This is a genomic window from Phytopseudomonas dryadis (genome assembly GCF_004327355.1).
GTDB classification, from domain to species: Bacteria; Pseudomonadota; Gammaproteobacteria; order Pseudomonadales; family Pseudomonadaceae; genus Aquipseudomonas; species Aquipseudomonas dryadis.
The window spans coordinates 1-19,346 of sequence record NZ_QJUM01000034.1; the positions used below are offsets into that span (position 1 = coordinate 1).

Below are 19,346 nucleotides of genomic sequence, written 5' to 3' on the forward strand. Positions count from 1 at the left end.
CCTCCAGCCTCCAGCCTCCAGCCTCCAGCCTCCAGCCTCCAGCCTCCAGCCTCCAGCCTCCAGCCTCCAGCCTCCAGCCTCCAGCCTCCAGCCTCCAGCCTCCAGCCTCCAGCCTCCAGCCTCCAGCTACGCCGGCAGGCAGACGCCGGTGCCGCCCAGCCCGCAGTAGCCGTCGGGGTTCTTCGCCAGATACTGCTGGTGGTAGGCCTCGGCGTAATAGAAGGTCGGCGCCTCGGCGATTTCCGTGGTGATTTCGCCGTAGCCGGACTTTTCCAGCTCGCTCTGGAACTGTGCCTGGCTGTGCCGGGCGGCGGCCAGTTGTTCGGCGCCGTAGCAATAGATGGCCGAGCGATACTGGCTGCCGATGTCGTTGCCCTGGCGCATGCCCTGGGTCGGGTTGTGCGCTTCCCAGAACACTTTCAGCAACTGCTCGTAGCGGGTCAGCCGTGGGTCGAAGACCACCAGCACCACTTCCGCATGGCCGGTCAGCCCGGAGCAGGTTTCTTCGTAGGTCGGGTTGGGCGTGTAGCCCCCGGCGTAGCCCACCGCGGTGCTCCACACGCCCGGCTGTTGCCAGAAGCGCCGCTCGGCGCCCCAGAAGCAACCCAGGCCGAACAGGGCCAGCTGTAGCCCTTCGGGGAACGGCCCTTGCAGCGGGTTGCCGTTGACGTAGTGCGCCTCGGGTACCGGCAGCGGCGTTTCTCGCCCGGGCAAGGCCTGTTCGGCACTGGGCAGTTCGAGTTTGTGGGCGAGAATTTGCGAGCGTAAGACCATGAGCCTTGTCCTCTGTGCGTGTAGATGTCGGTAGACCGTATGGGGTGGCCGGCGTTAGCTGCCGTTCAGCGCGCCGGTCGGCAGGGGTAGCGCTTCAGGCTTTCTACCAGCTCGCGTGCGGCAATGGGCCGGTCGAACAGGTAGCCCTGGCCGATATCGCACTGCTGACGTCGCAGAAAGCCCAGCTGGGCGGGGGTCTCGATGCCTTCGGCGACGACCTTGAGCTTGAGGTTGTGCGCCATGGCGATCACCGCCGAGGTGATTTCCATGTCGTCCTGGCTTTCCGGGATGTCCTTGATGAAGCTGCGATCGATCTTGATCACGTCGATGGGGAATTTCTTCAGGTAGCTGAGCGATGAATAGCCGGTGCCGAAATCGTCCATGGCCAGGGTCAGGCCCAGGCGTTTCAGGCGGCTCAACTGATCGCGGGTGTCCTCCGTGGCTTCCAGCAGCAGGCCTTCGGTCAGTTCCAGTTCCAGCAGTTCGGGCGGCAGTTGTTCTTCGGCGAGGATGGCGGCGATGGAGCCGACCAGGTCCGGATCGGAAAACTGCTTCGGCGACAGATTGATCGCCACCTGCAGGCTGCCCAGGCCGACGGCGGTGAGCTGCTTGCTCATGCGGCAGGCCTGGCGCACCACCCATTTGCCGATGGGAATGATCAGGCCGGTTTCCTCGGCCACACTGATGAACTGATCCGGGCGGATCATGCCCTTTTCCGGATGCTGCCAGCGCAGCAGCGCTTCCATGCCCAGCAACTGGCCGCTCTTCAGGCACAGCTTGGGCTGGTAGAACACCTCGAGCTCGTTCTGGGTCAGGGCGCGGCGCAGGTTGTTCTCGACGAACAGCTTGTAGTTGGCTTCGGCGTTGAGGGTGTCGGTGAACACCTGCAACTGGTGCTTGCCGTTGGCTTTGGCCTTGTGCAGCGCCAGCCCGGCATGCTTCATCAGCGTTTGCGGGTCCTCGCCGTGTTCGGGGGCGCAAGCCAGGCCTACCGAACCGGTGATGTTGATCAACTGGTTGTCGATGAACAGCGGCTTGTCCAGCATGCCCAGTACCTGTTGGGCGATCGCCTGGCCCTGCGCGCTGTCGCAGTCGTCGAGCAGGATGGCGAATTCGTTGCTGGCGAAGCGGGCCAGGGTGCCATTCGGGCTGAGGCTGTTGCGCAGCCGTTTGGCCAGGCTGACCAGCAGTTTGTCGCCGGTCTGGTGACCGAGGCTGTCGTTGATGCGCTTGAAGTTGTCGATGTCGACCAGCAGCAGGCTGATGCTGGCGTTGGCGGCGCTGGTGAAGCGTTTCTCCAGGGCGCGGATGAAGGCGTAGCGGTTGCCCAGGCCGGTCAGGTTGTCGCTGTAGGCCAGGCGCTCGATGCGCTGCTGGGACTGCTTGTTTTCGGTGATGTCTTCGTAGATGCCGATGTAGTGGGTCAGGGTGCCGTCGTCGGCATGTACCTTGGATATCGAGAATTGGCTCCAGTACGGTTCCAGGTTCTTGCGCCGGCTCTTGAATTCGCCCTGCCAGCTGTTGTGGTCGGCCAGCCCGGAGTCGGCATCGAAGAGCAGTTCGCTGAGGTTTTCCAGGGCGGGCAACTCCGAGAGCTGGCGCCCCTGTACCTCGTCGGCGCTGTACTGGGTGATGGCGGTGAAACTCGGATTGACGTACTCCACCTGGCCGTCGCGGTTGAGCAGGATGAAGGCGCTGGCGCTCTGCTCCACCGCGCGCTGGAACAGGTACAGCGCGCTGGTGGCGTTGCGTCGTTCCTGATGGCTCAGCACCTGGGCGTAGTGGTCCGCCAGTTCGCCGACGAAGGCGATCTCATCGGCCTGCCAGACCCGCGGCCCGCCGCAGTGCTCCAGGCAGAGCACGGCGACCACCTCGCCGCCGACGCGTATGCTGGCGTCGAGCACGGCGCCGATGGCCTCGGGGCGCAAGTAATCGTCTCGCAACTCGCTGGTGCACGGGTCGTTCTCGGCATCGTGGGCGTCGATCGAGCGCCCGTCTTTCAGGGCCCCCATGTAGTGGGGATAGCGGCGGCCGTCGAGCGGCGCGGGGATTTCGTAGTGAGCCTGGTCGAGCAGGTAGAGCGTGACGGGGTTCAGGGTGTCGCCGTTGAGTTGCCAGATACCGGCGCGGGCGACCTGGTAGAGCTCGCAGGCGCTGCGGGTGATCAGCTCGGCCGCTTCGCGCAGCGGGTCGGCGGCCTCGTAGCGATGGCTCGACAGCTGGACGATGAGTTGCTGCTGGGCCTGGGTGCGTTGCTGTTGTTGCTGCTGTTCTTCCTGGCTGCGCTGGTACAGGGCCATGGAGTTGAGCGGCAGGGCTGTCGGGGATTGTTCGTTGGAGTGCTGATCCGAGCCTTCGTGTGGCGCGCTGTCGGTCACCAGCAGGTAGCCGCGCAGCAGGTGCCGGCCACGCTGCTTGAAGGGCTCGCCCAGCTCCATGAGGTTGAGCGGCCCATGGGGCGTGTGCAGGGTGTAGCGCACCATGTAATGGGGATACTGAGCCAGTTGCAGCTGAATGGCATCGTGCAGCCGGTAGCGGACTTCGGGCTCCATCAGGCTGGCGTAGGGCGTTTCGACCAGGGTGCAGAGATCGCTGGCGGCAATGCCGAACTGCCTTTCGCAGGAGGAGTCGAGGAACAGCAGCATCCAGTTCGCCTCGTTCAGCCGTTCGAAACGCATCATCCCGAGCCGCGAGGGCACCGGTAGCTGCGTCACGACCTCGGCCGCCAAACGGCTTGCGGCATCGGGATGGCTTTTCATCGAATGGCTGTATTCCAGTCTGCTGGCATAGGCGAGCGCCCGACCTTGTTCACTATAGCGCGAAGCCTAGGCAGGCTAGGTTGCATCATGGTGTGGCGGCTGACAAGGAATCTAATAGCATTGTGATTTATATGTTTCAACTGATTGATTTTTAATAATATTTTTATGCGTTCGCGGGGTGTGCGGCAATAGCGCACGCAGGGCGACTCTTGAGCTGCAACGGTGCACGGAAATCCGGGGGGAAGAAGTATTCGCATCGCTCCTGCGCCGCTGCGAAGAGGGTCATCAGGAACGGCGGGTCAGAAATCGCCAGGCGCGTTTTTGACGTCGCTTGCGACGGCTTGAGGGTGACCACGGGAATGATTCAGTGATAAGCACGAAGGATGGCCAGGTTTGTGCAGGAACCGCGACCCCGCGGCGATTGCTGGTCGCGCCAGGGATTTTGTGGGATGCCAGCATTGCTATCGCGCCGGGGTCGACGCTCCTACAGGCGAACCCTCTGCCTGCGAACGGGCAGGACGGTATCCACGGTTGCGGCAATACATAACGGGGGATATGGCCACGAAAAATGGCCGGGATCGATTTTTGACGTCGCTTGCGACGGTCCGCAGGGTGATCGCCAGGGATGGCGGGCTAAAAAAAACCCCGCCGGATCGGGCGGGGTTGAGGATGCGAGCGTGGCGCTCGAAAAGCGGGTGTGTGGTTACAGCAGCATGGTGCGGATATCCGCCAGCACTTCACCCAGGCGCTTGGTGAAGCGGGCCGCGGCGGCGCCGTTGATCACCCGGTGATCGTAGGACAGCGACAGCGGCAGCATCAGCTTGGGCTGGAAGGCCTTGCCATCCCATACCGGCTGGATGGTTGCCTTGCTGACACCGAGGATCGCCACTTCCGGTGCGTTGACGATCGGCGTGAAGCCGGTGCCGCCAATATGGCCGAGACTGGAGATGGTGAAGCAGGCACCCTGCATGTCGTCGGCGGAGAGCTTCTTGGTGCGCGCCTTTTCCGCCAGGGCGGCGGCTTCGGCAGCCAGTTGCAGCAGGCTCTTCTGGTCGACGTTCTTGATCACCGGCACCAGCAGGCCATCCGGGGTATCGACGGCGAAGCCGATGTGCACGTATTTCTTGCGGATCACGGCCTTGCCGCTCGGAGCCAACGAACTGTTGAAGTCCGGCAGTTCCTTGAGCAGGTAGGCGCTGGCCTTGAGCAGCAGCGGCAGCACGGTGAGCTTGACCCCGGCCTTCTCGGCCACGGCCTTCTGCGCCACGCGGAAGGCTTCCAGTTCGGTGATGTCAGCCGAATCGAACTGGGTCACGTGGGGCACGTTGAGCCAGCTGCGGTGCAGGTTGGTGGCGCCGACCTGCATCAGGCGGGTCATGGCCACTTCTTCCACTTCACCGAACTTGCTGAAGTCCACGCTCGGGATCGGCGGGATGCCGGCGCCGCCAGTGGCGCCAGCTGCAGCCGGGGCCGACTTGGCTTTCTGCAGTTCGGCCTTGACGTAGAGCTGCACGTCTTCCTTGAGGATGCGACCTTTCGGGCCCGTGCCGGCGACGGCGCTCAGTTCGACACCGAACTCGCGGGCCAACTGGCGCACGGCCGGGCCGGCGTGCACTTTGCTGCCGGAGCGGCCTGGCGCGGCGGCCGGAGCGGCCTGCGGTGCCGCCTTGGCGGGTGCCGAACCCTGAACGTTGGCCGCTTTGGCCTGCTCCGGGGCTGCAGCTGGCGCCTGAGCGGCGGCGGCAGGTTTGGCGGCTGCCTTGCCCTGGACTTTCAGCACCAGGATCAGGTCGCCGGTCTTGGCCTGATCACCGACCTTGATGGCGATGCTCTCGATAACCCCGGCCTTGGGTGCCGGAATCTCCATGCTGGCCTTGGCCGATTCCAGCACGATCAGCGACTGCTCGGTTTCAACGCTGTCGCCAACCTTGACCAGCACTTCGATCACGCCAGCGGCGTCGTCGCCGATATCCGGGATACGGACTTCTTCGCTGCTTTCGCCAGCCGGCTCTTCGGCTGCCGCAGGAGCGGCGGCCTCGGCAGGGGCTGCAGTCGGTGCGGCAGCGGGGGCGCTAGCGGCCTGCTTCGGCTGTGCGCCAGCAGCGCCTTTGAGTACCAGGATCAGGTCGCCGGTGCCGACTTCGTCACCGACCTTGACCGACACGCTCTCCACCACGCCCGCGGCGGGCGAAGGGATTTCCATGCTGGCCTTGTCGGACTCGAGGGTGATCAGCGACTGATCGGCCTCGATGGTGTCGCCCGGCTTGACCGCTACTTCGATCACGCTGGCCTTGGCGCTGGAGCCGATGTCCGGCACCTTGACTTCCTCAGGCTCGGCACTGCCAGCAGACTGAGCCTGAGGCTCGGCGGCTGGTTGCGCTGCTGCGGCAGGTTCGGCCTGGGCAGGCGCCTGCTCTTGCTTGGCCGGCGCGGCCTCGGCATCGCCTTCCACGTCCAGTTCGAGCAACTCGTCGCCTTCTTTCAGGTTATCGCCCAGCTTCACTTTCAGGCTCTTGACGACGCCGGCCTTGGGCGCCGGAATCTCCATGCTGGCCTTGTCCGACTCGAGGGTCAGCAGGCTTTGGTCAGCCTCGATGCGGTCGCCAACCTTGACGAACAGCTCGATGACTTCACCCTCACCACCGCCGATGTCGGGTACGCGAATCAATTCACTCACAATGCGTCTCCTTAGCAGTCCAGAGGGTTGCGTTTTTCCGGGTCGATACCGAACTTGACGATGGCCTCGGCCACGGCCTTGCGTTCGATCTCGCCACGATCGGCCAGCGCTTCGAGCGCGGCCAGGACGACCCAGCGGCGATCCACTTCGAAGAAATCGCGCAGTTTGCGGCGGCTGTCGCTACGGCCGTAACCGTCGGTGCCCAGCACCTTGTATTCCTTGACCGGTACCCACTGACGAATCTGCTCGGCGAACAGCTTCATGTAGTCGGTGCTCGCCACAACCGGGCCTTTGCGGCCGTTCAGGCACTGTTCGACATAGCTCTGCTTGGGCTCGTCGCCCGGGTGCAGGCGGTTGCTGCGCTCCACGGCCAGGCCGTCGCGACGCAGTTCGTTGAAGCTGGTGACGCTCCACACATCGGCACCGATGTTGTAGTCGTTGCGCAGGATCTTCGCCGCTTCGCGCACCTCGTTGAGGATGGTGCCGCAACCCAGCAGTTGCACGTGGTGGGCGGCTTCCTTGTGGTCCTCTTCGAGCAGGTACATGCCCTTGATGATGCCTTCTTCGACACCTTCCGGCATGGCCGGCTGCTGGTAGTTCTCGTTCATCACGGTGATGTAGTAATAAACGTTTTCCTGCAGGGTCATCATCCGGTGCGTGCCTTCGCGCATGATCACCGCCAGCTCGTAAGCGTAGGTGGGGTCGTAGCTGCGCACGTTGGGGATGGTGCTGGCGAGGATGTGGCTGTGGCCGTCCTCGTGCTGCAGGCCTTCGCCGTTCAGCGTGGTGCGGCCCGAGGTGCCGCCCAGCAGGAAGCCGCGGGTCTGGCCGTCGCCGGCCGCCCAGGCCAGGTCGCCGATACGCTGGAAGCCGAACATCGAGTAGAAGATGTAGACCGGCAGCATCGGCGTGTTGTAGTTGCTGTAGGCGGTACCGGCAGCGATGAAGGAGGAGAACGCCCCGGCCTCGTTGAGGCCCTCCTGGAGGATCTGGCCGTCCTTCTCTTCGCGGTAGTACATCACCTGGTCGCGGTCGACCGGCTCGTACAGCTGGCCGACCGGCGAGTAGATACCCAGCTGGCGGAACATGCCTTCCATGCCGAAGGTACGGGCCTCGTCGGCGAGGATCGGCACGATGCGTTTGCCCAGCTCCTTGTCCTTGACCAGCGCGGCGAGGATGCGGCCGAAGGCCATGGTGGTGGAGATTTCGCGGTCGCCCGAACCGTCCAGGACGGCCTTGAGGATATCCAGCGGCGGGGTCGGGATGCTGATGGTGCCGCGATTGCGCTGCGGCAGGTGGCCGCCGAGTTTCTCGCGGCACTTGCGCAGGTACTTCATTTCCGCGCTGTCTTCGGCCGGGCGGTAGAACGGCAGTTCTTCCAGCTGCGAATCGTTGAGCGGGATGTCGAAGCGATCGCGGAATTTCTTCAGCGACTCGATATCGACCTTCTTGGTGTTGTGCGCGGTGTTCTTCGCTTCGCCGGCACCGGTGCCATAACCCTTGATGGTGTGGGCCAGGATGACGGTCGGCTGACCCTTGTGGTTGACCGCCTGATGGTAGGCCGCATAGACCTTGTAGGGGTCGTGGCCGCCGCGGTTGAGGTTGAAGATCTCCTCGTCGGAGAGCTTCTCGACGCGCTTGAGCAGCTCCGGGTCGGCGCCGAAGAAGTGCTTGCGCACGTAGGCGCCGTCCTTGGCCTTGTAGTTCTGGTACTCACCGTCGATGGCCTGATCCATGCGGCGCTGCATGCGGCCGTCTTCGTCTTCGGCGAACAGCGGGTCCCACATGCGGCCCCAGATGACCTTGTTGACGTTCCAGTTGGCGCCGCGGAAATTGCCTTCCAGCTCCTGGATGATCTTGCCGTTGCCGCGTACCGGGCCGTCGAGGCGCTGCAGGTTGCAGTTGATGACGAAGATCAGGTTGTCGAGGTTCTCGCGGCCGGCCAGGGAAATGGCGCCCAGGGTTTCCGGCTCGTCGCACTCGCCGTCGCCGATGAAGCACCAGACCTTCTGCTTGCCGGCCGGGATGAAGCCGCGGTTTTCCAGGTACTTCATGAAGCGCGCCTGGTAGATCGCGGTGATCGGGCCCAGGCCCATGGAGACGGTGGGGAACTGCCAGAAGTCCGGCATCAGGTGCGGGTGCGGATAGGACGACAGGCCGCCACCGTCCACTTCCTGACGGAACTTGAGCATCTGCTCTTCGCTCAGGCGGCCTTCCAGGAAGGCGCGGGCGTAGATGCCGGGGGAAGCGTGGCCCTGGTAGTAGATCAGGTCGCCGCCGTGCTCCTCGGTGGGAGCCTGGAAGAAGTAGTTGAAGCCGATGTCGTAGAGGGTCGCGCTGGAGGCGAAGGTGGAGATGTGGCCGCCCAGATCCGGATCCTGCATGTTGGCGCGCATGACCATGGCCAGGGCGTTCCAGCGAACGATCGAGCGGATGCGGCGTTCCATGAACAGGTCGCCCGGCATGCGCGCTTCACGCGTGACCGGGATGGTGTTGCGGTACGGCGTGGTGATCGAATAGGGCAGTTGGGTACCGCTGCGGGTGGCCAGTTCACCCAGGCGCGTCATCAGGTAGTGAACGCGGTCTTCGCCTTCTTTGTCGAGGACGGATTCCAGCGCGTCCAGCCATTCCTGGGTTTCGATTGGATCGAGGTCTTGCATGGCTTGCTCCAGAGCGGAAAGGCTTCCAGAATCGGAAGCCAGGATGCGTGGCCGGCTTTATGAGCGGGCACGTGAATTCTTGGATATACCGGTTAGGTAGATCCGGCTTCGTGTAGTTTTACTACATTTCGACGGCGATTTCAGCCCTTCAGTTATAAACAGTCGTAGCGAAACTACAATCAAATCAGGCGCACGCCTTGCGCGACGAGCCTTTGCACTGGCTCCGCCAGTTTTCAAGCGGGCTCGCTTGTCCGCCCAGAAGGATAGACCATGAGCTTGCCTGCGCTCGTCTCTTTACCTGCCGACCTCCTCGTTATCGCCCAGCGCGCCGAACGCGCGCTGCTCGACGCCTTCGCCGAACTGCCGAGCGACGCCACCGCGGCATTCGCGGCCTGGCCGGCATCGCGACGCGAGCTGCTGGCGCGTGTCACCGCCGCCAGCGACTTCGTGACGCAACAGGCGCTGCGGGATCCGCCGATGTTTCTCGAACTGGCCGGCAGCGGCGAGCTGGAGCGGCCTCTCGCGCAAGGCGAGCTGCGCGGGCAACTGCTGGAACAACTGCGCGAGTGCCAGGATGAACATCAACTGGCGCGTTGCCTGCGACGCTTCCGCAATCGCCAGCAGGTGCGCATCATCTGGCGCGATATCAGCCGCCAGGCCGACCTGGTCGAAACCTGTCGCGACCTCTCCGACCTGGCCGACGCCTGTATCGACCAGGCCTACCAGTGGCTGTATGCCCGGCATCGCCAGCAGTTCGGCACGCCTGTGGGGCAGCGCAGCGGTCAGCCGCAGCAGATGGTGATCCTCGGCATGGGCAAGCTCGGCGCCCATGAGTTGAACCTGTCGTCGGACATCGACCTGATCTTCGGTTATCCCGAGGGCGGCGAGACCGCAGGCGTCAAGCGTCCGCTGGACAACCAGGAGTTCTTCATCCGCCTGGGGCAGAAACTGATCAAGGCGCTGGATGCGATCACCGTCGACGGCTTCGTCTTCCGCACCGACATGCGCCTGCGGCCCTATGGCTCTTCCGGTTCCCTGGTGTTCAGTTTCAATGCCCTGGAGCAGTACTACCAGGATCAGGGGCGCGACTGGGAGCGCTACGCGATGATCAAGGCGCGCGTGGTCGGCGGCGATCAGGTCGCCGGCGCGCAACTGCTGGACATGCTGCGGCCCTTCGTCTATCGGCGTTACCTGGACTTCTCCGCGATCGACGCCCTGCGCACCATGAAGCAACTGATCCAGCAGGAAGTCCGGCGCAAGGGCATGGCCGAGAACATCAAGCTCGGCGCCGGTGGCATCCGTGAAGTGGAGTTCATCGCCCAGGCCTTCCAGCTGATCCACGGCGGGCGCGACCTGAGCCTGCAGCAGCGCTCGCTGCGCAAGGTGCTCGATACCCTCGAGGGCCAGGGCTACCTGCCGGCCGAGGTGGTCGACGAGCTGCAGGCCGGCTATGCCTTTCTGCGCTACACCGAGCATGCCCTGCAGGCCATCGACGACCGCCAGACGCAGATGCTGCCGGACAACCAGCAGGATCGCGCGCGGGTGGCGTGCATGCTCGGCTTCGCCGACTGGCAGGCGTTCCACCGCCAACTGATGCACTGGCGCAGCCGCGTCGACTGGCATTTCCGCCAGGTCATCGCCGACCCCGACGAGGATGCGGATGGCCAGGTAGACGAGCAGGTGCCGGGAGGCGATTGGCTGCCGCTGTGGAATGACGATCAGGACGAGGAGGCCGCTTGCCGGCAGTTGAGCGAGGCCGGTTTCAGCGATGCGCAAGCGGCCTGGCAGCGCCTGCTCGGCCTGCGCAATGGCAACCAGGTGCGCGCCATGCAGCGCCTGGGTCGTGAGCGCCTGGATGCCTTCATCCCGCGGCTGCTGGCGCTGGCGGTCGAGCAGGACGACCCCGATCTGGTGCTGGAGCGGGTGCTGCCGTTGATCGAGGCCGTGGCCCGGCGCTCGGCCTACCTGGTGCTGCTGACGGAAAACCCCAATGCCCTGCAGCGCTTGCTGGCCCTGTGCGCGGGCAGCCCATGGATCGCCGAGCAGATCGCCCGCTTTCCGCTGCTGCTCGATGAACTGCTCAACGAAGGCCGGCTGTTCAACCCGCCGCAGGCGCCGGAACTGGTCGCCGAGCTGCGCGAGCGACTGATGCGGATTCCCGAGGACGACCTGGAGCAGCAGATGGAGGCGCTGCGCCATTTCAAGCTGGCCCACGGGCTGCGCGTGGCCGCTTCGGAAATCGTCGGCACCCTGCCGCTGATGAAGGTCAGCGACTACCTGACCTGGCTGGCCGAGGCCATTCTCGACCAGGTGCTGGCCCTGGCCTGGCGGCAGATGGTGGCCCGGCACGGTACGCCGCAGCGCGTCGACGGCAGCCTGTGCGCGCCGGACTTCGTCATCGTCGGTTACGGCAAGGTCGGCGGCATCGAGCTGGGTCACGGTTCCGATCTGGATCTGGTGTTCATCCATGATGGCGATCCCCAGGCCGAGACCGATGGCGCCAAGCCCATCGACGGGGCGCAGTTCTTCACCCGCCTGGGGCAGCGCATCATCCATCTGCTGACGGCGCAGACCAACTCCGGTCAGCTGTACGACGTCGACATGCGCCTGCGCCCCTCGGGGGCGGCGGGGCTGCTGGTCAGTTCCCTGGGCGCTTTCCAGCGTTACCAGGAAAACGAGGCCTGGACCTGGGAGCATCAGGCGCTGGTGCGCGCGCGGGTGCTGGTCGGCTGCCCGCGCGTCGCCCGGGCGTTCGCGACGGTACGCGCCGCGGTGCTCGGCCGCGAGCGCGAGCAGGCGACCCTGCGGCGCGAGGTCAGCGAGATGCGGGCGAAGATGCGCGACAACCTCGGCACCCGCGTCACGGCCGCCGGGACCGCGGCCAACGCCTTCGATGCCGCGGTGCCCTTCGATCTCAAGCAGGACGCCGGTGGTATCGTCGATATCGAATTTATGGTGCAATACGCGGCCCTGGCGTGGTCGAAGCAGCACCCGACGCTGCTCGAATTCACCGACAACATTCGCATTCTGGAAGGGCTGGATCGGCTCGGTCTGCTGCACGATGGCGAGGCGACCCTGCTACAGGATGCCTACAAGGCCTACCGTTCGGCGGCCCACCGGCAAGCACTGCAGAAGCAGCCCGGGGTGGTGAGTGGCGATCAGTTCCACGTGCACAGGCGCAACGTGTTGCGCATCTGGCGTGAGCTGGGGTTGAGCTGATGCTCCCCGCTGATCGCGCGCCGCGCCGCCCCTTAATCGATAGTGCAGCGCTGAGCTTATGAATATTCTGATCATCGGCCCCTCGTGGGTAGGCGACATGGTGATGGCGCAGACACTGTTCCAGTGTCTGAAAGTGCGCCATCCCGACTGCGCGATCGACGTGCTGGCGCCGGAGTGGAGCCGGCCGATCCTCGAGCGCATGCCCGAAGTGCGCGAGGCCCTGAGCTTTCCCCTGGGGCACGGCGTGCTCGAACTGGCCACGCGGCGGCGCATCGGCAAGTCGCTGGCCGGTCGTTACGACCAGGCGATCCTGCTGCCCAACTCGCTGAAGTCGGCGCTGGTGCCGTTCTTCGCCGGCATCCCCCTGCGCACCGGCTGGAAGGGCGAGCTGCGCTACGGTTTGCTCAACGATGTGCGCACCCTGGACAAGGCGCGCTACCCGCTGATGATCGAACGCTTCATGGCCCTGGCCTACCCGGCGGGCGCCGAGCTGCCGCAACCCTATCCGCGTCCTTCGTTGCGGATCGATCCGGCCACCCGCGACGCGGCCCTGGCCCGCTTCGGCCTGCAGCTCGACCGCCCGGTGCTGGCGCTGTGCCCCGGTGCCGAGTTCGGCGAGGCCAAGCGCTGGCCGAGCGAACACTACGCCAAGGTCGCCGAGACCAGGATCCGCGAGGGCTGGCAGGTCTGGCTGTTCGGTTCGAAGAAGGATCACCCGGTCGGCGAGGATATCCGCTCGCGGCTGATTCCGGGGCTGCGTGAAGAGGCGGTCAACCTGGCCGGGGAAACCAGCCTGGCCGAAGCCATCGATCTGCTGTCCTGCGCGGCATCGGTGGTGTCCAACGATTCCGGGCTGATGCACGTCGCCGCGGCGCTGAATCGCCCGCTGGTGGCGGTCTATGGTTCCACCTCGCCGCAGTTCACGCCGCCTCTGGCCGAGCAGGTGGAAGTCGTGCGCCTGGGCCTGGATTGCAGCCCCTGCTTCGACCGCACCTGCCGCTTCGGCCATTACAACTGCCTGGTGCAGTTGCCGCCCCGCGCCGCCACCGAGGCCCTGGACCGGCTGCTGGCCGCTCCGGTCGAGGGATAGCGCGTGCCGTCGAGCCAACCGCGGCAGTGTGCCGTCACCGTCATGTGGAGCGTGCGCTGAATGCGGGTGCTGCTGATCAAGACCTCATCCCTGGGGGATGTCATCCACACCCTGCCGGCGCTCACCGATGCCGCCCGCGCCATCCCCGGCATCCGTTTCGACTGGGTGGTGGAAGAGGGCTTCGCCGAGATTCCGGCCTGGCACCCGGCGGTTTCCCAGGTCATCCCGGTGGCCATCCGGCGCTGGCGCAAGCACCCTTTGCAGACCCTGCGTAGCGGTGAATGGTCGCGCTTCAAGAAACGTTTGCGCGACACCCGTTACGACCTGGTGATCGACGCCCAGGGCCTGCTCAAGAGCGCCTGGCTGACGCGCTACGTCAAGGCACCGGTGGCGGGGCTGGATCGCAGCTCGGCGCGCGAGCCCATCGCCAGCCGCTTCTATGACCGCCGCTACTGCGTGCCGCGTGCCCAGCATGCGCTGGAGCGGGTGCGCCAGTTGTTCGCCCAGGCCCTGGGCTACAGCGTGCCCGCCGGCTTGGGCGACTACGGCTTGAACCGCGCCCAGCTTGCGGATTCGCCGTCGCGCCCCTATCTGGTCTTCCTGCATGGCACCACCTGGCCGAGCAAGCACTGGCCGGAAGCCTACTGGCGCGAACTGGCCGAGCGGGTCAGCGAGCAGGGCTGGTCGATTCGCCTGCCCTGGGGCAACCAGGCGGAGAAGGCGCGCGCCGAACGTATCGCCGCCGACATCGAAGGCGCCGCGGTACTGCCGAAACTGAACCTGGCCGGGGTGGCCAAGGTGATCGCCGGCGCCCAGGCCTGCGTCGCGGTGGACACCGGGCTCGGGCACCTGGCCGCCGCACTGGACGTGCCCTGTGTGTCGCTGTACGGGCCGACGCTGCCGGGCCGTGTCGGCGCCTACGGTCGTGCGCAGATTCACCTGTGCGCCAGCGGCCCCGATGCCGGCAAGGGCGATCGCGACAAGCCCTGCTTCGACGATCTGCTGCCGCAGCGGGTGTTCACCGAACTGCACGCGCTGCTGCTGGACATGGGAATAGACTGATGCCACCAAGCGGAGGGCCGATGCGCCTGGCTTTCATCCTCTATAAATACTTTCCGTTCGGCGGCCTGCAGCGCGATTTCATGCGCATCGCCCTGGAGTGCCAGCGGCGCGGCCACGGCATCCGCGTGTACACGCCGATCTGGGAAGGGGAGATTCCCGCCGGGTTCGAGGTGGTGGTGGTGCCGGTCAAGGCGCTGTTCAACCATCGGCGCAACGAGAAGCTCAGTGCCTGGGTCGAGGCCGATCTGCGCCAGCGTCCGGTCGACCGGGTGGTGGGGTTCAACAAGATGCCCGGGCTGGATGTCTACTATGCCGCCGATGGCTGCTTCGAAGACAAGGCGCAGACCCTGCGCAATCCCCTGTACCGCCGCTGGGGGCGTTACAAGCACTTCGCCGAGTACGAACGGGCGGTGTTCGCGCCCGAGTCGCATACCGAGATCCTGATGATTTCCGAAGTGCAGCAGCCGCTGTTCGTCAAGCATTACGGCACGCCGGCCGAGCGCTTTCACCTGCTGCCGCCGGGGATCGCCGTGGATCGCCGGGTGCCGGCCAACGCGGCCGAGATACGCGCCGGGTTCCGCCGCGAGTTCGAGCTGGCCGACGACGACCTGCTGCTGGTGCAGATCGGCTCCGGCTTCAAGACCAAGGGCCTGGATCGCAGCCTGAAAGCCGTGGCGGCGTTGCCGTCCGAGTTGCGCCGGCGCACGCGGCTGTTCGTCATCGGCCAGGACGAGCCCAAGGTCTTCCAGGTGCAGAGCAAGGCCCTGGGGATCGCCGATCAGGTCACCTTCCTCAAGGGCCGCGACGATATCCCGCGTTTCCTGCTGGGGGCCGACCTGCTGATCCATCCGGCCTACAACGAGAACACCGGCACCGTGCTGCTCGAAGCCCTGGTGGCGGGCTTGCCGGTACTGGTTACCGATGTCTGCGGTTATGCCCACTACATCCGCGATGCCGACGCCGGTCGGGTGCTGGACAGCCCGTTCGAGCAGGGCACGCTCAACCGCCTGCTGGCCGAGGTGCTCGCCGACGAGGCGCAGCGCTCGCTGTGGCAGCGCAACGGCCTGGCCTTCGCCGAAACCGCTGACCTGTACAGCATGCCGCAGCACGCGGCCGATGTGATCCTGGCAGAGCGGACATGAGTAATGTTGTCGCAACCAGCGATCGTGTAGGCGCGTCGTCCTCGGCGCGAGGCGGTCGTGTGTTCCTGTTACCCGTGTTATTCGCCGCGAGGGCGCGGCTCCTACAGGGGGGCTTATGCGCCTGATTCTCGCTGAACCCTTCAAGTCCCTGTGGGCCGGCAAGGATGCCTTCGCTGAGGTCGAACGTCTGCAGGGCCAGGTCTACCGGGAACTGGAGGCGCGTCGCACGCTGCGCACCGAGGTCGACGGCAAGGGCTATTTCGTCAAGATCCACCGTGGCGTCGGCTGGGGCGAGATCGTCAAGAATCTCGCCAGCGCGCGTCTGCCGGTACTTGGCGCCGGCCAGGAATGGAAGGCCATCCAGCGCCTGACCGAGGCCGGCGTGCCGACCATGACCGCGGCGGCCTACGGCGAACGCGGCAGCAATCCGGCGCAACAGCATTCCTTCATCGTCACCGAAGAGCTGGCGCCGACCGTCGACCTGGAGCAACTGACCCTGAGCTGGCTGGAACAGCCGCCGCCGCCACGGCTGAAATGGGCGTTGATCCGGCGCGTGGCGCAGATGACCGGGCGCATGCACGCCGCCGGCGTCAATCATCGCGACTGCTATATCTGTCATTTCCTGCTGCACACCGACCAGCCGCTGCGGGCCGACGACTTCCGCCTCTCGGTGATCGATCTGCACCGTGCGCAGATCCGTCCCGCCGTGCCCCGGCGCTGGCGCGACAAGGACCTGGCCGGGCTGTATTTCTCGGCCCTCAACATCGGGCTGACGAAGCGTGATCTGCTGCGTTTTCTCGACGCCTACTTCGCTGCCGCGGGCGCCGGGCGCCCGCTGCGGCAGATCCTGGGTGACGAGGCGGCGCTGCTGGCCTGGTTGCAGCGCAAGGCCGAGCGGCTGCTCAGTCGTTATGCGCGCAAGTACGCGCCGGGGGCCGGGCATGAGTGAGTGGCGCGTCACCGCCCTGGCCACGCCGCAGGCGGCGCGGGCCTTCGTCAGTCTGGAGGCGGTGTTCGCCCTGCAGGGCGAGGCGATCACCCGCGATCCGCTGTCGGATGTCATCCGCGTGGAGTTCGATGGGCTGCGCTACTACGTCAAGCGCTACTTCGGCGCCGGCAAGGGCGTGCGGCGTTTCATCGGCCGGCCACGGGTCAAGGCCGAATGGCAGAACCTCAAGCACTTCGCGGCATGGGGCATTCCCACCGCGCCCATCGCCGCCTACGGCCTGGAGCGCAAGGGTGGGGCATTCGTCCGTGGCGCCCTGATCACCCAGGAAATCGTCGATACCGTGGACCTATCGCGGCTCGCTGGCAGTGGCGATGCGCGCTTGCGTGACCGCGTCTGGGTCGACGATGTCAGCCAGCAGCTGGCCAAGGCCACGCGTACCCTGCACGATCACCACTTCACCCACAACGACCTGAAGTGGCGCAACCTGCTGGTCGACGAACACCGCCGGCTGTACCTCATCGACTGTCCGACCGGCGCGTTCTGGTGGGGGCCGCTGCTGCGCCACCGCATCGTCAAGGATCTGGCCTGCCTGGACAAGGTGGCCAAGTACAGCCTGTCGCGCACCCAGCGCCTGCGCTTTTACCTGCAATACCGCCGGCGCGAGCGGCTCAACGCCAGCGACAAGCGACGTATCGGGCAGATCGTCCGCTATTTCGAGGGAAGAGAATGAAGGATTTCATCGACAGCGACGATCAGGCGCTGCTCGAGCGCCACGGCCTGGCCAGTTACGAGGCGCTATGGGCGCTGGAACTGCACGCGGTGGACGAGCCGAATACGGCGCCGCGCGGCGGCTGGAGCACGGTCTACCGGCTCGAGCTGGAAGATCGCGCCTATTACCTCAAGCGGCAGAGCAATTACCTGACCCGCAGCCTGGCGCGGCCGCTCGGCGAGCCGACCCTGGCCCGCGAATTCCGCAATATCAGGCGTTACCGGCGCCTCGGCATTCCGGCGATGCGCGCGGCGTTCTTCACCGAACGACGGGTGTCCGGTGAGCGCCGGGCGATCCTGCTGACCCGGGCCCTGGATGACTGGCAGGATCTGGACAGCTGGCTGCCGCGCTGGCAGCACGTGCCCGCCGGGCAGCGCCAGGCGATCGTCAGCGCCTGCGGGGTGCTGGCGCGCCAGGTGCACGCTTGTGGCCAGGTGCACGGTTGCTTCTACCCCAAGCACATCTTCCTGCAAGAGAAGGCCGATGGCTTCGCCGCCCAACTGATCGACCTGGAAAAGACCCGTCCGCTGCTGTTCGGCGAGCGCGACCGGGTCAAGGATCTGGAACCCTTGCTGCGCCGGGCCAGGGTCTGGAGCGACGCTGACATCGTCGACTTCCTCAGCGCCTACCTGGGCTCGGCGAGCCAGGTGGATTACTGGCTGCAGCGCCTGAACGCGCGCCTCGACGACAAGGCGCGGCGCTCATGAGGCTGGCCGAGCTGATCGAGGCGGGGCGCAGCCCCGAACTGCCGTTGCCCATCGACGCCGGCAACGGCGTGTCACTGCAGCTGCAGAGCCTGCTGCGGGTATTGCCCGGCCAGCGTTATGTCGGGCGGGCGCAGTGGCAGGGGCGCAGCGTGCTGGCCAAACTGCTGGTCGGCGCCAAGGCCGAACGGCATTTCGCCCGCGAGTTGCGCGGCGCCCGGCTGCTGGCCGAGCAGGGCCTGCCGACCCCGGCCCTGCTCGAACAGGGCCTGGTGCCCGGCGCGGGGGGCTGGCTGTTGTTCGAGTTCCTCGAGGAGGCCCGTAGCCTCGGCGATGACTGGCAGGCGGTGGCCCATCAGCCGCTGCTGGCCGATGCCCAGCAGGCCGTCCTCGGCGATGCCCTGGCGATCATCGCCAGCATGCATGCCAAGGGCCTGTGGCAGGACGACCTGCACCTGGACAATCTGCTGCACCATGACGGACGCCTGTCGCTGATCGACGGCGGTGGCGTTCGCGCCGAGGTGCCCGGGCAACCGCTGTCGCGCGCCAAGGTGCTGGCCAACCTCGGGCAGTTCTTCGCCCAGTTCCCCAGCGCCCTGGACGCGCATATCGAGGAACTGCTGGTGCATTACCTGCTGGTCAATGGCGAGCATGCCCTGCCGCTCGAGGCGCTGCTCAAGGAAGTGGACAAGGGGCGCGGCGGGCGCCTGCGCGATTTTCTGCGCAAGATCGGCCGCGACTGCACGGCGTTCCGCGTGCGCCGCGATGCCTGGCGCCTGCAGGTGGTGCGCCGCGAACAGGCCGAGCTGCTGGCGCCCCTGCTGGCCGACCCGGATGCCGCCATCGCCGCCGGGCAGCCGCTCAAGCTCGGTGGCTCTTCCACGGTGGCCAGGGTCGAGGTCGGCGACCGGGTTCTGGTGCTCAAGCGCTACAACATCAAGGGTTTCATGCACTGGCTCAAGCGTTTCTGGCGCCCGAGCCGGGCCTGGCACAGCTGGTGCGAGGGCAATCGCCTGGCTTTCCTCGGCATCGCCACGCCCACGCCGCTGGCCATGCTCGAGCGGCGTACCTGCTGGTTGCGCCGCCAGGCCTATCTGGTTACCGAACACACGCCGGGTATGGATATAATCGCCTATTTCGCGTCCAGCCAGGCGGCTGGAGAGTTACTGCCCGAAACGGAGTTGCGGGCGCTGGAGGAGCTGTTCGCCGCCCTGCTGCGTGAGCGCATCAGCCACGGTGATCTCAAAGGCACCAATATGCTGTGGCAGGATGGGCGCTGGGCCCTGATCGACCTGGACGCCATGCGCCAGCACGCCAGCATGGCCAGCTTCGCCGCGGCCTACGCCCGCGATCGCGCGCGTTTCCTGCGCAACTGGCCGGCGGACTCGGCGCTGTACCGGTTACTGGACGAACGATTACCCAAGAGCAGCTTCAAGCCCCAGGCTTCAAGCTGCAAGTAAAGCCCCATGGGGCGAACCATAACTGCTGTTGCTTGAGGCTTGTAGCTTGAAGCTTGTAGCTGCTTTCAAGAGGTTTTACCT

General features: G+C 65.7%; 12 protein-coding genes. 8 read left to right on the forward strand and 4 right to left on the reverse strand.

The features are described from left to right. Positions 1–126: 126 nt before the first annotated feature. From msrA to aceE, 4 genes are all read right to left on the reverse strand, one after another. Positions 127–774 (reverse strand): peptide-methionine (S)-S-oxide reductase MsrA, encoded by a 648-nt coding sequence (gene msrA, locus DNK34_RS22100; RefSeq protein ID WP_131173391.1) that lies wholly within the window; start codon positions 772–774, stop codon positions 127–129. A gap of 65 nt (positions 775–839) precedes the next feature. Next, entirely contained in the window at positions 840–3,533 is a 2,694-nt protein-coding gene (locus tag DNK34_RS22105; RefSeq protein WP_131173390.1) for a sensor domain-containing phosphodiesterase, read from the reverse strand. A gap of 703 nt (positions 3,534–4,236) precedes the next feature. Continuing rightward, a complete protein-coding gene (gene aceF / locus DNK34_RS22110; RefSeq protein ID WP_131173389.1) occupies positions 4,237–6,210 on the reverse strand; it encodes a dihydrolipoyllysine-residue acetyltransferase in 1,974 nt (657 codons plus the stop codon). A gap of 11 nt (positions 6,211–6,221) precedes the next feature. Further along, positions 6,222–8,870 (reverse strand): pyruvate dehydrogenase (acetyl-transferring), homodimeric type, encoded by a 2,649-nt coding sequence (gene aceE, locus DNK34_RS22115; RefSeq protein ID WP_131173388.1) that lies wholly within the window; start codon positions 8,868–8,870, stop codon positions 6,222–6,224. A 270-nt stretch (positions 8,871–9,140) separates the two neighbouring features. Between aceE and glnE the strand changes: the two genes are divergently transcribed. From glnE to DNK34_RS22155, 8 genes are all read left to right on the forward strand, one after another. Further along, positions 9,141–12,089, forward strand: coding sequence for a bifunctional [glutamate--ammonia ligase]-adenylyl-L-tyrosine phosphorylase/[glutamate--ammonia-ligase] adenylyltransferase (gene glnE, locus DNK34_RS22120; protein WP_131173387.1), 2,949 nt, complete (start codon positions 9,141–9,143; stop codon positions 12,087–12,089). Positions 12,090–12,147: 58 nt separating this feature from the next. Beyond that, positions 12,148–13,179, forward strand: coding sequence for a lipopolysaccharide heptosyltransferase II (gene waaF / locus DNK34_RS22125; protein WP_131173386.1), 1,032 nt, complete (start codon positions 12,148–12,150; stop codon positions 13,177–13,179). 60 nt (positions 13,180–13,239) lie between these two features. After that, complete coding sequence (gene waaC / locus DNK34_RS22130) at positions 13,240–14,241, forward strand: lipopolysaccharide heptosyltransferase I (protein ID WP_131173385.1); 1,002 nt, start codon at positions 13,240–13,242, stop codon at positions 14,239–14,241. 20 nt (positions 14,242–14,261) lie between these two features. Then, on the forward strand, positions 14,262–15,383 hold the full coding sequence (locus tag DNK34_RS22135; RefSeq protein WP_131173384.1) for a glycosyltransferase family 4 protein: 1,122 nt from the start codon (positions 14,262–14,264) through the stop codon (positions 15,381–15,383). Between the two features lie 115 nt (positions 15,384–15,498). Beyond that, on the forward strand, positions 15,499–16,332 hold the full coding sequence (gene rfaP / locus DNK34_RS22140; protein ID WP_131173383.1) for a lipopolysaccharide core heptose(I) kinase RfaP: 834 nt from the start codon (positions 15,499–15,501) through the stop codon (positions 16,330–16,332). Continuing rightward, positions 16,325–17,062, forward strand: a complete 738-nt coding sequence (locus DNK34_RS22145; protein WP_131173382.1) for a lipopolysaccharide kinase InaA family protein — start codon at positions 16,325–16,327, stop codon at positions 17,060–17,062. Before rfaP ends, DNK34_RS22145 begins: the two co-directional genes overlap by 8 nt. After that, on the forward strand, positions 17,059–17,808 hold the full coding sequence (locus DNK34_RS22150) for a lipopolysaccharide kinase InaA family protein (protein WP_131173381.1): 750 nt from the start codon (positions 17,059–17,061) through the stop codon (positions 17,806–17,808). The genes DNK34_RS22145 and DNK34_RS22150 overlap by 4 nt, the downstream gene beginning before the upstream one ends. Beyond that, a complete protein-coding gene (locus tag DNK34_RS22155) occupies positions 17,805–19,265 on the forward strand; it encodes a lipopolysaccharide kinase InaA family protein (RefSeq protein WP_131173380.1) in 1,461 nt (486 codons plus the stop codon). The genes DNK34_RS22150 and DNK34_RS22155 overlap by 4 nt, the downstream gene beginning before the upstream one ends. The last annotated feature ends 81 nt before the right edge of the window (positions 19,266–19,346 follow it).